Below are 13,776 nucleotides of genomic sequence, written 5' to 3'. Positions count from 1 at the left end.
TTTTTAATATTTTATTAAAGCATTATTTATTGATCATCGTATTCAACTGATCGACGGATTCATTGATAGACATCATTAAACCAAATTTATTAAATACATCTATCTCTTCGTCAAAAGTAGCAGTTGTATAAACAGAATTCGCAACGTATTGTGCTGCTGTATACTTCTTGATTTTATTAATTTCAAAGATAAATGCTTCCCGTTCATTTACCGTAGGGCATGCTTCCTGTGTAAAACGATCTATTGTTTGTTGCGAAATCTTTATAAGCATTGTACGCACGGTATCATAACGTGCAGTTTGTGCATCTGAGAGCACAAAAGCTTTGATAGAATCCAATCGTAAACCTGCTTGCTGCGATGACTGTAAAACAAGTTCCTGTTCATCTAAAAACATACGCTCCAGATCATCTGCATCTGTCTCCTGCAACTTCTGAAGAGCATCTTTATATTTCTTTTTACTCTCAGGATATATATCCTTTTGATCTAAACTCTCAACAAATGCTTTTGCCTTAGATATATTCTGTTCATATTCCAGTCGTTCGGCTTCTGTTATGGGATGGTAACATGAAACAAGTGTTAATGCACTTAATACAATTGAAATAAATACATACTTTTTCATATTTCTACTATTGACTTTTTTATTGTTTAAAATAATCTATTGACACCTGCCACATGAAACTACGTAAAGGCCACACACAATACGATCTACTGTTTTAATGAACTCCAACACCGTCAAACAGAAATCCACTTATGCGATGTCTTTGTGATTGATATTTTCATTCTTATACGATCTCATCACCTTCTGTAGTTGCAGCATTATCCTCTGCAATATTCGGCGCTTCTTCTTTTATTTGACTAAGCAGCGGTTCTACTTTAGAGTAATCTTGAATCACTTTTATAGCAAGCAAAGCAAGCGGAATACCTACAACATTCCCAACCATACTAATCCGTGAACTGCTTACAAATTCATCAATTGTTGCTGCACTCATTGATAAACGAAACGCGATATGTCCAATGAGATTAGCTATAATCCAAAGCGCCCACCACACACCTAAATAAGCCGTAGAGAAATTTGTATGTATAGCCACACCTTTTTTGCTAAGGTACTTTTGGGTTTTTTTATATAATTCCTGCATAATTTGATAAGGTCTAAACAAGCAAATAACCGGCACAAACCAAGCGCCTGCTGCCCACCCTTCTGTATGAGATAATGTCTTCACTTTTAAATGAAGATTGTAGTATGCACGTCTGAACCATTGAATAAATGTAACAACAGAAATAATGTTTACGATCAAATAGACAACCGCAATCAGCATTTCTCTGTCATCATTTGCACTTGTTGCTTCCTCTGAAACCTCGCCCCCATTTTGAATTGTCATCAGCAACTCGTGTTGAAAATATCCTGAAATCAGCATCACAATTTCCAATCCTAATATGATCCATATTAGTGTTATAGCAGTAGTCGCTCTTTTATCATTTGGTTTTAATTTTTCCATTTCTCTTGGTTGGTTTATTTAAAAATACCTATTGTCAATATACTTCTACGATATCAAATTTAATTTTCTTCGTCTCCTTTTGCTGCACTATACTTATAGTTAAGAGCAGACTATTCATAAAATTGATAAGACGTTTCAAATGAAAAAGACTTCTTACCTGTATCGGTATACCAATATTCTTTTGTCAAGAGACCTTGTTTGTTATATTCAAATGTTTCCATTGACTCATTTCCTGAATTATTTTTTGTTATTTCTTTTATTTTGTATCCTGCTTCAGAGTATTCATACAAGGTTTTACTAAACCATTTTTTTTGACCGAGATTAAATCTTTCAATTGACATTAGCCGGCCATTATGATACTGATACTGCATAACATTACCGCTTCCATTATTATGTCGTATTAATTCAAACACTTTATTTCCAATTGAATCATACTCTATCGTCTTTAGAGAACTTACGTCAGAAGTTGTCCAATTCATCTTCACCTGTATCAATAGGCCTTTTGCATCATATTCATACATTTCAATTCTATTAGACGAACTTGTTTGTTTCGGGAATTTAATATGGCTAAAGACTCCTTTAATTCTTTTACCATCTTCGTTGTATGTATAAACTGAGATCAAAGCAGGTGCCTTATCTTCTGCACTAAGAAACTCCAGCACTTTTATAAGATTCCCCTTGATATCATATTCATAGGTATATTTTTTTGTTGAAGGATTCTTCATTTCTGAGAAGCTTAGAAGCGACGAATCCTCTTTTGTTTGTGGATAGTCTGTCTTAATTTCAATTCGCTCGATCAATTGTCCTTTATCATTGAATTTATTTTTAGATTCTTCTGAATACAACATCACATCAAATAACATAAATTCTTTCTGATAAATCACCTTCCCATTTTTATCATATTCAATCCGTGAAACTTCTAATGAGTCGTATTCTTTAAGCTCCTCAATACTATGAACCCTGACAGAAATACTTTTAAATTTAAATTTGCTACGAACATTGTTATACAGATCCGGCCATTCTTGAGAAAAAGATGAAAAAGAAATGAGAAGAATGGCTAAGATTAAAATTATTTGTTTCATTGAGTATCTATGACTTTATATTCTTTATGAATGTACTTATTTAATGGTATTTGTTTGATTACTCTACGGGTTTTATTCTTTTCAAAATAGCAGCCATTCTATCCAGAATTTGTTGCACATATGTGTCGAATAAAGCACGATCCTTTTTGTTAAATGAAGATTGAATAGGGATTTGCTTCTCCTGGAGCGCTTCCATTTCTCTCGTAAACTCAAATTGTTTACTTACATCATCTTCGTCTATTGATTTATTTATATTAGATAGTACCCGATCCATTCCTAAGATATATGTCTCTGCTTCGGCGTTGTTCAATTTATATATGCCCGTTGTATCTATAACTATAGGTACTTCTGCTGTTGCAACGGGATCTGTTTGAATTACCTCTTTTGTAATTTCAGTGGTCTCCTCCTGAGATTTTTTTGTATCGTTACACGAGATTAAAACGAAGATAAAAATTACCAATGCTGGAATTAACTTTTTGAATGTATTCATGGATGTAGTTTTATTTTACTCTTTAATTTATAAGAAAAACAGTTCATAAAAAAAGTCTCCCTACTCCGATAGCTATCGGAGTAGGGAGACTTTCAAAATTCATATCAATACGAATTACTTATTTTCAGGAACGTGTCCTTTAAATCCGAAGAACGAAATGTATGCATAACATACGATCGGAACGATCAATGCAAGTTTAAGATTGCCATGTGTACCATCTGCAATTGCTGCGAATAATAAAGGCAAGACCGCACCACCCACAATCGCTGTACAAAGCAAGCCTGAAGCCTGTTCTGTAAATTTACCCAAGCCACGGATGGATAAGGTAAAGATGGTAGAGAACATCAATGAGTTACATAAACCTACCGCTAATAGAGACCACATAGAAATGTAACCTGAAGATGCTATAGAAATTAATACCAACGAAATAGCAGCGATCGCATAGAAACCTAATAGTTTACCGGGATTTACTTTACTCAAAATGTATGTACCGGCGAAACGGCCAACCATTGCACCACCCCAATAATATTTAACATAGTCACCTGCAACAGATTCCGTATAGCCCATAACATTTTCCATAGATAGGTAACTCACGATGTGGCTACCAATTGCTACTTCAGCACCTACATAAGCAAAGATACTTGCAATACCCAATACCAAATGACGATATCCCCAGATGCTTGACTTTTCCACTAAACCTTCAGTACTTACTTCTCCATCACCATGACCGATAGACGGTAATTTCATCAGGAACAATGCAGCACCGATTACCAATAACGTACCACCAATAAACAAATACATATTTTCTAAATACGATAAATCTGTTTTTGCTAAAATAGAGTCTAACAGTTTATCCAACTCCGGTGTTAATGCAGATAAATCTTTTTGATCTTTAATTTCCTTTGGCAACTCTGGCAAGTGCTTTAAAATTATGCTTGTACCAATCATTGGTGCAACCGTAGTACCCAATGCATTTAATGCCTGTGTTAATGTTAAACGTGCTGAAGACGTTTCAGGTGTACCCAAAACAGCTACATATGGATTACCTGCAACTTGTAATAAGGTAATACCCGTTGCAAGAATAAATAATGCAGCTAAGAAAAGGCCGTATACTTTGTAATCTGCTGCAGGGAAAAATAAAAATGCACCCACGGCTGCAATCACAAAACCTAAAATCATAATGGCTTTATAACCGTATTTTACCACAAGCTTTCCGGCAGGAATCGACATGACAAAATAAGCACCAAAAAAACATAAGTTAATTAAGTTCGCCTGAACAAAGTTCAGTTTGAACATTACTTTTAAATACGGAATTAAAATATCATTAAAGCTAGTAATGAAGCCCATCATGAAAAACAACACCATTAACGAATACAATGCAGTGCCATAATTTTGGTTTGAACCGCTAGACACATTGCTCACTCTCGCTGAAGAAGCTCCTATAGCCATATTATATACTATTTAAAATTTAGGTTAGTAATTTCAAAGATAACACAAATTATGAAAAGAAAGAAAGAAAATATTGTACAATCCCTTTAAAATTAAGGGTTCTGCGGCTTTTACTTAGTTTCGTTTAATCTAAGATTAATCCAATCGAATAGAACTGGATTAATCTTCACAGTATTTGATTACATCAAAACAATCTTATTTGTTTAATTCTATTTCTCAAAAAACAAAACTGAATAAACAACTGATTACCAAGTATGATCTAAATAATGAACCACATGCAATCATTTTTTTTTCGTATATGTATCGTGTACATCGTTTGGCAGTAAGAACCTTCAAAAGAAATATGCATCATAATGCAAACCCGTTTTGATACAATAGTTCGAAGCTCAATAGAACCTTTTTCAGCAAAAAAAACTTTTAAAAGTGCCTGTTTTGACTGTCTCAGGCCATAAATAAAAATCACATATTTTGAATTATGAGGAAATTAAGCGGCTTTTAGATTATCCATTGTTAAGCGAAGAGACGAGACGCTGAATTATATAATAGATTCGATCTGAGTGCCAGAGATCGAGGCAAAAATGAAGTAAAGACATAAAAAAAGCCTCACATTTCTGTGAAGCTTTTCGTGACCTCGTTAGGATTCAAACCTAAAACCTCCTGAGCCGTAATCAGGTGCTCTATTCAATTGAGCTACGAAGCCAATTCCCTTATTGGGGAGTGCAAAAGTACATATCTTTAAGTTTTGAAACAAGCATTGCAATAAAAAAAACCTATTTTTTACGCACACGCGTATCTTTCAGTAATCGATATAAGCTTGTCCGGATAATGGCCCCCATTTGCTTACACTTCAGAAAATCAGGATCATTGTAATGTTTTGCCAACTCATTTTTAAGCTTTTCTACATGATCCTGAGGAGCAATTGTATCCCGAATCACGGCATCCCATAATCCTTTTATTCTATATTTATTGGCGCGTAACCGAGACGCCATCATCGCGCGTTCTTCAAATTGATATTGCTGAATACTTTCTTCGCTTAATACATCTTTAACAATATTTATCAGCTCATTGTTCTGTTTGAAGAACTGTGGTAAATACACCCACTTCTGTCCTTCGTAGCATTGCTGGTCAAAATCAATGGCACGGATGCGGTAATGAAACTCTTCAAAATCGGGTGTCATCTCAATTACATAATTGCTTGAATGCATATCTCCCAGCAAACGAATGAAACAGCGTTCGTTAAATTTCACAAATTCTTTCGCCAAACGAATGCGATTCAAACTCATCAGCTTTAAATATTGTTTGATGAACATGTCTCCAGGTATCCCAACAATGTGATCTTCAATCAACGTATCTCCGTCCACAATGTAACTGATGTTGTTGGGAGATAAAATATGTTCCAGCTCCAAGCCGTAGATACGAGAGGCGTCCGCGACCTTCACATAAAAATAATCGTAGTTGTCGTTGATACGATTAACCACACGCACGCGGAAAGGTTTGGTATTTCCATACACGCACAGATCAATCCGATCGATAAATAAATGTTCGGTCACACTTAAGTCACCACCGATTTTTAAAAATGCATAGATGCGTTTTAATCCATCATAGATCTCAACCATATCGTCATTGCTATAATACACGCTGTCCCACAAGGTATCTTTTCCATACCGATCCTTCTGCGATACCCGACTTGTAAAGCGCGTCAGATCCGTGTAGGAAAGAGGCACCTTTTGCTCGCGATCAAACTGTGTAAGATACTTACGCAGCGGCTTACCAATTTTATATACGATTTTCTTTTTCGAAATCTCCATGCTAGTGGACAGTAAACAGTAGACAGTGGTCAGTAATTAATGTTTAATTTTGTTGGTAATTAGTAAGAAGCGCAAGCAAATGTTTGCGCCAACTTTTAAATATTATTGCTGATGACGATTATTCCCACGGTTAAAACCGTAGGCTGTGCTATCCTATATCAGTTAAAACTCGAAACAGCAGCCAGTGACCACTGTTAACTGACCACTGCCAACTTAGATATTACTAAATCTACCATAAATACTCAGCGGTAATTTTTTATGGAATGAATCTTCCACCACCAGCTCTCCTATTTCCAGATTCTTTACATCTCCGTAGATGCGGTGGATCAAGGTTTCAACGATCACTGCTGAAAAACCGATCGCATATAAATTCAAAATATAAAAGTGTTCCTGCGGATCCAATAATTCCGCACACAATTTCAATATTTCATTTAAGTGTTCTTCAATGATCCAACGCTCGCCGTCCGGTCCGCGGCCATACGCAGGCGGATCCAGAATAATCCCGTTGTATTTATTGCCGCGTTTCACTTCGCGTTTTACAAATTTCAATGCATCTTCAACTACCCAACGCACATCTGTCAATTCACTTGCTTCCATGTTTTCGCGTGCCCAGCTGATCACCTGCTTTACTGAATCTACATGCACCACCTCTGCTCCAGCTGCACGTGCTGCAATAGAAGCTCCACCGGTGTAGGCAAATAAATTCAAAACTTTTGGTTTCGGTGTCTTCATTTGCGACACCTTTTCATAGATGTAGTTCCAGTTGGGCGCTTGCTCCGGAAATAGGCCTACATGCTTAAACGAAGATAGGCCTAATCGGAATTTTAAATTCAAACTATTGAATTTATATTTTACAAACCATTGTTCTTTCATGGAATCTTTTAAGCTCCAAACACCTTTTTCCGGATTGGCTTTATCCCGCACAAATTCGGCATGCAAACGCTTGTCCCATTCCTTCTCAGGCAGCTGCGTATCCCATACAGCCTGGGGTTCAGGGCGAGACAAAATAAATGATCCAAAGCGTTCAAGCTTTTTATAATTGCCTGAATCTATCATTTCATAATCGCTAAAATGGTCGGGACCTAGTATTTTCATGCGTCTAATTTCTTAAAGGTTATTTAAAATCGTACCTTAGAATAGTAATATACTTTAACATTCGTTAACATAATTCTCCTCTTTTCCGTATTTACTCCAAAGCAGGTAGCTTTAAAATTACTATAATAATTCCACTTTACATTTATCGGGTGGATGATTCATTCAAAATATGAGCAAAGAACCAAATCCATACGTTGAAAAACTGTTACGATTCAGAATTGTATTCTTACTCGTATTGTTGTTTCTCCTTTTCTTTTCGATTGGAGTTTTCTTTTCGCTTGATACAGCTACCAGCACTTCTTTGATAAATAAAGACAACTTTTATAAAACATGGAAGGTATTGCGTTTTTATCAAAACGGAAAAATGGTTGTAAACGATAAGAAGTTTGAAAACTTACGTTTGCGTATCAACAAAGACAGTAGTGCAGAATGGATTCGCCCAGACAATACTTTAACAATGCGTATTTGGGTGTCTGATGATGGAAGTAAATTAATTAAAGAAGACGACGAATCACTTAAAGACATCGACGTTGTATATGAAATCAAAGAAGACAAATTACGTTTTGGCAAACGCACGGTAGAGTCGCATTACGAGTATGTGTTGGTGCCAGAGTAAGTGGTCAGTAGATAGTTCCGCCGCAACGGACAGTAGTCAGTAAAAAAGGAGAGTCATTCGACATTTAATCGATAGGCTCTCCTTTTTAAAATATCCAAAAGTAACATAATTCATTTATCCGCGTCGAATCATAATTCATACTTATATAAAAATATTATCGTTATATTGTATATATACTTCAACCGTACATGACACGATTTCTTTCTTTTTTGTTTTTATGCATCTATTTGATGAATCAGTCGGCCTATGCGCTTCCTGGCTTAAATAACATGTTTAATACAATTGAATTTAAAAAGAAATGTAAATTTGGAAGAAAGGAAACGTTATTAAAATATAAAACATCCTCCGATTCAAAAACACAACTATCAAGCCACCAAAAATCAGTAAAGAAAATTGTCTCATTCTGTTTTGCGGATGCGCACATAAGCAATCACTATTCGATACTATTTTTTATTCCTACGAATGAATCACTGAAAACTACATACAAAATAATAACCTATGTACGTTTTAGCAATATCAACTCTCCCCCTCCCTGTATAAGCCTTTGGGCTTAATTTTATTTAATAATTTATTCTAATTATACGAGCATAGTGTATTTCCAAAATATACTTATAATAGATATGCTATGCCTAATAATTACACATTATAATATTTCCATTCTCTAACTTCATTCTATATGGAATTCCTAACTTATAGTACGTACAAAAATCTACGTATAAATAAATACATACTTGTATTTTCAGTCTTGTTACTCTTTGCATATATACAAGCAACCCAAGCAACTACTAACAAAAAAGTTGTTTCACAAATTGTCTTTACAAAAAACAACTATGCAGTGTTAATTAGTCAGCCGAACCATTTAAAGGCAGCAGTAAACACGGCTGAAACCCTAAGCAAAACCAGTAAATATAATAGCGATAACTTTGTTGTTATGGCATGTGGAAAATCTGTTGAGGCATTTGTGAAAAGTAGTGATCAAAACGAACAGATTGAAACAGGTAAGAAAGCAGGTATCACCTATAAAATATGCGGTATGTCATTAAAGCAATTTAATATCCATCCCGACAGCCTTGTTGATGGAGTTGACATTGTCCCGAACGGACTTACTTATATGTTTGATGTTCAATCAAACGGTTATAAAACAGTTGAACTATAATTCACATATTTAAAATTGATCGACATGAATTCATATAAAGCAGCACAACATACAACTGATTTAAGTACAGGCTTCAATCAAACAGCACTTTTACTTACTGGTATGAGATGGGTTACGGGATGGCTTTTCTTTTCAGCCTTTTGGCGTAGGCTCATACTTGAAAACAAATTAGATCCAGATAGTTTGGGATATGCTGGAGAAAAATTTAATCACTTTTATCCGAATGCAATTTTCATTAAGGATACGATTCACTATTTAATTACACATCCTGAAACACTGCAGCCCTTTCTCGTTTTTTTTACAATCATAGAAGCGTTGGTTGGGTTAGGATTATTATTTGGTCTATTAACTCGATTGGCATCTTTAGGCGTATTTATACTTTCCATTGGTATTTTATTTGGAGCAGGCTGGCTAGGAAGTACTTGTCTAGATGAGTGGCAGATTGGCGTATTTGGAGTTGTTTCTGGATTGACAATGCTAATAGCAGGATCTGACACCTATTCATTGGATCGATTGCTGCTTACTAAGTTCCCATTGCTGCAAACTAAAAAATGGTTTCAATATATTGGCTCAGGAAATATTGAATTTCCAAATTCGAACTATTTCAAATGGACTGCCTTATCCATCGCTGGATTTTCACTTATTCTAACTTTGTATACCAATCAGGCATTCCATGGAGGTGTTTGGGGCAAATTGCACAACCTATCATTAAAGCCCAACATTGTAGTTTCGGATATTTCATATAAGAATAATAACACCTTACTGTTTTCACTTTACAGAGATCAAGGTATTGACACTTATGGTGCTTTTATTATCCGAATAACAATTAAAGACAGTACTGGTGAAATCGTACAGAATTTTAACCATGAAACACTTTCCAACATACCTAAAAATGCTATTCATAACTATTATATCTCTAAAATAACAAGTGGTAAAAATAGTCTTGTTGTTCCATTAGGAGCAAAAGCACAAGTGGTTTTCTCATTACATAATCTTACAATTGGAAAATACTCCATGGAAGTTGAAGATATAAGTGGGAAGGTTTGGAACACTCCGTTTGAGATATAATTTATACTACAAAAATGGGCCTTACTTATTGTACAATAAGTAAGGCCTACTAATTAAGCAATCAATTACGTTTATTTAAATCAACATCAATTTTTAATCTCAAATTTATCAAGGATAGTAGCAAGTAAGCACCATTTGGTAAAAGCAGATTGTACTAAATTAGCTCCTACAAACACTCCCAACCACAACCAATTCTCTTGACCTGTAAGATTGAATAACAACAAACTCAACAAAATCATTGTCCCAGCAACTCCAAATATTATTCTATTTTTCATATTAGATAAATTAATTTATTTCAAAATTGAATTCGAAAGCATTAAACTGTTTTCTTTTTAAGCATTTTAAAGTAAAGTAATGGTACAACCAACAACGTCAAGAAAGTAGATGTAATGGTTCCACCCATCAATGAAATGGCTAAACCTTGGAAGATTGGATCGAATAAAATAATTACTGCACCCAATACAACCGCACCGGCAGTCAATAAAATTGGCGTGGTACGTACCGCACCGGCTTCAATAATTGCTTGCTTCAAAGGTATTCCTTCTTTCAATCGAATATCAATAAAGTCAATTAACAAAACCGAATTACGAACCATTACACCGGCAAGTGCGATAAAACCTATCATTGACGTAGCAGTAAAATATGCATTCAACATCCAATGACCTAAAACTATTCCAATCAATGACAAAGGAATAGCAGCCAACATAATTAAAGGCACTGTAAAGTTTTGGAACCAACCAACAATTAATAAGTAGATAACTATCAATACAACACCAAATGCAATACCTAAATCTCTAAATACTTCGAACGTAATTTGCCATTCACCATCCCACTTAATACTATAGGTATCTTCATTAACAGGTTGATGTGTATACTCTTCTTTCAATGTATAACCATTAGGCAATTTGATGGTATTCAATTTTTCAGAAACAGATGAGATTGCATAAAACGGGCTTTCCAATTCGCCGGCCATATCGGCCGTTACATACACAACACGCTTTTGATTTTTGCGATAGATATTTGGTACAGTTGTTCCTTTTTTAACTTTCACAAAAGTACCTAGTGTATATACCTCGCCACGCTGATTGGTTACAGGAATATTTTCTATTGCAGTTATAGATGCTTTGTTTTTATCTTCTACTTGCAATACTATATTCTTTTGATTGAAAGAACGACTGTCATGCATCACTCCAACACTTGAATTACTTAGTGCCGTTGCTAAGATTGAATTAATTTGAACAGGCATTACTCCATATTCCATTGATTTTTTATGATCAATTTCAAATATATATTCAGGTTGTTTTGATTCAACAAACCAATCTACGTCAACCACATCCTTTTCATTTCTCAAAAGCGTTTCAACTTGATTGGCAACCTTGATTTGTTCTTCGTAGTTTGGACCATAAACTTCAGCAACAATTGTAGACAATACAGGTGGTCCAGGTGGTACTTCAACTACTTTAATATTCGCATTAAACTTTTTGCCTATTTTTTGAATATCTGTTCGCATACTCTTAGCTATGTCATGACTCTGCTCAGAACGTTCGCCTTTGTCAATTAAGTTCACTTGAATATCCGCAACATTTTCGCCTCTACGTAAATCATAATGACGAACCAACCCATTAAAACTAATTGGTGCTGAAGTACCAACATATCCTTGATAATCTTTCACCAAAGGATTACTGGAAATATAATTTGCTACTTCTTGTGTCAACGCATTGGTCGTTTCTAAACTTGTCCCTTCAGGCATATCAATCACCACTTGGAATTCATTTTTATTATCGAACGGCAACATCTTTACAGCAACACTTTTTGTATAGAACAATACCAAAGATGCTAACAATACCACCAATGTGCCGAAAATAAAGACATAACGTTTCATTCTATTCTCTAACATGGGTTCAATAAATCCCTTGTATATTTTATAGATTTTAGAATCTTCAACTTCATGTGAATGCTTGTCGTCTCCAGCTTTTTCTTTTTCTCGCAAGAACATAAAGCCTAAGTAAGGCGTAAGTGTTAAGGCTACAATTAATGAAAGTATCATTGCAATGGAAGCACCGATTGGCATCGGACTCATATATGGCCCCATTAAACCAGAAACAAAAGCCATTGGTAATACTGCAGCGATAACAGTGAAGGTTGCCAAGATGGTAGGGTTACCTACTTCATTGATTGAAAATATAGCTGCATCCATAAACGACATTTTCTTCATTTTAAAATGTCGGTGCATATTTTCTGCAATGATGATACTATCATCTACTACAATACCCGTAATGAATACCAACGCAAATAAGGTAATTCGATTCAAGGTATAGTCCATCATATAGTAGCTAAACAATGTTAATGCAAATGTTACTGGTACAGAAAGAAAAACAACCAATCCTCCTCTCCAACCCATGGCTAACATAACAAACAATGTCACTACGATAACTGCAACAACTAAGTGTAACAATAATTCAGATACTTTATGTGAAGCCGTTTCTCCGTAGTTTCGTGTTGTTGAAATATGAACTTCGTTTGGAATCAACGAACCTTTAGTATGTTCTACTTTCGCTAACACTGCTTCAGCCAAATGCATCGCATCGGCGCCATTCTTTTTAGATATTGAAATCGTTACTGCTTGCGCACTTGAGGTTTTTATTGAATCCTTAGTTGCTTTTCCACTGCCATAAAATACGTATTGGGAAGCCTGCTCGCCACTATCTGAAATTGTTGCAACATCTTTTAAATAGATTGGTGCGTTTTGATACACACCAACTACTGCTTCCGACAAATCTGCAATAGATGTAAAATAAGCATTCGTTTGAACTGTAAAGGCAGTGTCGTTATTATAAAAACTACCTACTGCACTTTGATTATTATTACCGCGCAAATAATTTGAGATTGTATTGAAGTCGATATGCTTTTGACTCATCTTCGCTTTGTCCAAAACTACTTTAATTTCTGAACGTCGCCCTCCTATTAATTTCACTTCAGTAACATTTGGCACCTTTTCAATTTCATTTACTAACACTTCGCCAATTGCCTTTAATTGAATATCGTCGTATTGTTCGCTCCACACAGTAAGACCTAATACAGGAACATCTTCAATTGCCCGTGTTTTAATCAAAGGCATTGAAACACCCTGAGGCATCTTATCCATGTTCTTTTGTACTTCATTGTAGAGTTTAACGATAGATCGTTCAATATCCTCACCCACGTAAAATTGAACAATCACCATAGCCTGACCTTGCATGGATGTACTGTAAACATATTCTACCCCTTTAATATTTGAAATCATTTTCTCAATTGGCATAGCAACTTTCGTTTCTACCTCTTGAGGGGATGCCCCAGGATACGAAAAGAAAATATCTGCCATGGGTACTTTTATCTGTGGCTCTTCTTCACGTGGCATTAAGTACGTGCTATATCCACCAATCAATAAGAATGCAATCATCAACAAAATTGTCAATTTTGAATTGATGAACATCTTAGCAATGTTGCCTGATAATCCTTCGTTCATATTCATGATTG

13 protein-coding genes and 1 tRNA gene are annotated in these 13,776 nt (G+C 35.3%); 4 read left to right on the top strand and 10 right to left on the bottom strand.

The window, feature by feature from the left end; all coding sequences use genetic code 11:
- Positions 1-22 precede the first annotated feature (22 nt).
- From A3EE_RS0115455 to A3EE_RS0115410, 8 genes are all read right to left on the bottom strand, one after another.
- Positions 23-619: a hypothetical protein gene (locus tag A3EE_RS0115455; RefSeq protein ID WP_018344347.1), complete on the bottom strand. Its 597-nt coding sequence runs from the start codon at positions 617-619 to the stop codon at positions 23-25.
- 163 nt (positions 620-782) lie between these two features.
- Positions 783-1,496 carry a DUF4328 domain-containing protein gene (locus tag A3EE_RS0115450; RefSeq protein WP_018344346.1) on the bottom strand — a complete coding sequence of 238 codons (714 nt, stop codon included), beginning with the start codon at positions 1,494-1,496 and terminating at the stop codon, positions 783-785.
- A 110-nt stretch (positions 1,497-1,606) separates the two neighbouring features.
- Complete coding sequence (locus tag A3EE_RS0115440) at positions 1,607-2,578, bottom strand: RHS repeat domain-containing protein (RefSeq protein WP_018344345.1); 972 nt, start codon at positions 2,576-2,578, stop codon at positions 1,607-1,609.
- Between the two features lie 58 nt (positions 2,579-2,636).
- A complete protein-coding gene (locus A3EE_RS0115435) occupies positions 2,637-3,068 on the bottom strand; it encodes a hypothetical protein (RefSeq protein ID WP_018344344.1) in 432 nt (143 codons plus the stop codon).
- A gap of 114 nt (positions 3,069-3,182) precedes the next feature.
- Positions 3,183-4,517: a sugar MFS transporter gene (locus A3EE_RS0115430; protein ID WP_018344343.1), complete on the bottom strand. Its 1,335-nt coding sequence runs from the start codon at positions 4,515-4,517 to the stop codon at positions 3,183-3,185.
- 626 nt (positions 4,518-5,143) lie between these two features.
- Positions 5,144-5,217, bottom strand: a tRNA-Arg gene (locus A3EE_RS0115420).
- A gap of 70 nt (positions 5,218-5,287) precedes the next feature.
- On the bottom strand, positions 5,288-6,325 hold the full coding sequence (locus A3EE_RS0115415) for a hypothetical protein (RefSeq protein ID WP_018344341.1): 1,038 nt from the start codon (positions 6,323-6,325) through the stop codon (positions 5,288-5,290).
- Between the two features lie 213 nt (positions 6,326-6,538).
- Positions 6,539-7,420, bottom strand: coding sequence for a class I SAM-dependent methyltransferase (locus tag A3EE_RS0115410; protein WP_026209813.1), 882 nt, complete (start codon positions 7,418-7,420; stop codon positions 6,539-6,541).
- A gap of 169 nt (positions 7,421-7,589) precedes the next feature.
- On the opposite strand from A3EE_RS0115410, the gene A3EE_RS0115405 reads away from it, so the two are divergent.
- The 4 genes from A3EE_RS0115405 (at position 7,590) to A3EE_RS0115390 (ending at position 10,260) form a co-directional block, all read left to right on the top strand.
- A complete protein-coding gene (locus A3EE_RS0115405) occupies positions 7,590-8,036 on the top strand; it encodes a hypothetical protein (RefSeq protein WP_018344339.1) in 447 nt (148 codons plus the stop codon).
- Positions 8,037-8,224: 188 nt separating this feature from the next.
- Positions 8,225-8,590, top strand: coding sequence for a hypothetical protein (locus A3EE_RS22000; RefSeq protein ID WP_018344338.1), 366 nt, complete (start codon positions 8,225-8,227; stop codon positions 8,588-8,590).
- 122 nt (positions 8,591-8,712) lie between these two features.
- Positions 8,713-9,192: a DsrE family protein gene (locus A3EE_RS20830; protein ID WP_018344337.1), complete on the top strand. Its 480-nt coding sequence runs from the start codon at positions 8,713-8,715 to the stop codon at positions 9,190-9,192.
- A 24-nt stretch (positions 9,193-9,216) separates the two neighbouring features.
- Positions 9,217-10,260 carry a TQO small subunit DoxD gene (locus tag A3EE_RS0115390; protein WP_018344336.1) on the top strand — a complete coding sequence of 348 codons (1,044 nt, stop codon included), beginning with the start codon at positions 9,217-9,219 and terminating at the stop codon, positions 10,258-10,260.
- 86 nt (positions 10,261-10,346) lie between these two features.
- Here A3EE_RS0115390 and A3EE_RS0115385 read toward each other — a convergent pair whose 3' ends face one another.
- The gene (locus A3EE_RS0115385; protein WP_018344335.1) at positions 10,347-10,535 is read right to left on the bottom strand and encodes a YgaP family membrane protein; all 189 of its coding nucleotides are present in this window, start codon (positions 10,533-10,535) and stop codon (positions 10,347-10,349) included.
- A 41-nt stretch (positions 10,536-10,576) separates the two neighbouring features.
- The gene (locus tag A3EE_RS0115380; RefSeq protein WP_026209811.1) at positions 10,577-13,765 is read right to left on the bottom strand and encodes an efflux RND transporter permease subunit; all 3,189 of its coding nucleotides are present in this window, start codon (positions 13,763-13,765) and stop codon (positions 10,577-10,579) included.
- Between the last annotated feature and the right edge of the window lie 11 nt (positions 13,766-13,776).

Source organism: Cytophaga aurantiaca DSM 3654 (genome assembly GCF_000379725.1).
Taxonomy (GTDB): Bacteria; Bacteroidota; Bacteroidia; order Cytophagales; family Cytophagaceae; genus Cytophaga; species Cytophaga aurantiaca.
The sequence above is the reverse complement of the archived record's forward strand: the minus strand, read 5'-3'. Positions and strand labels throughout refer to the sequence as shown.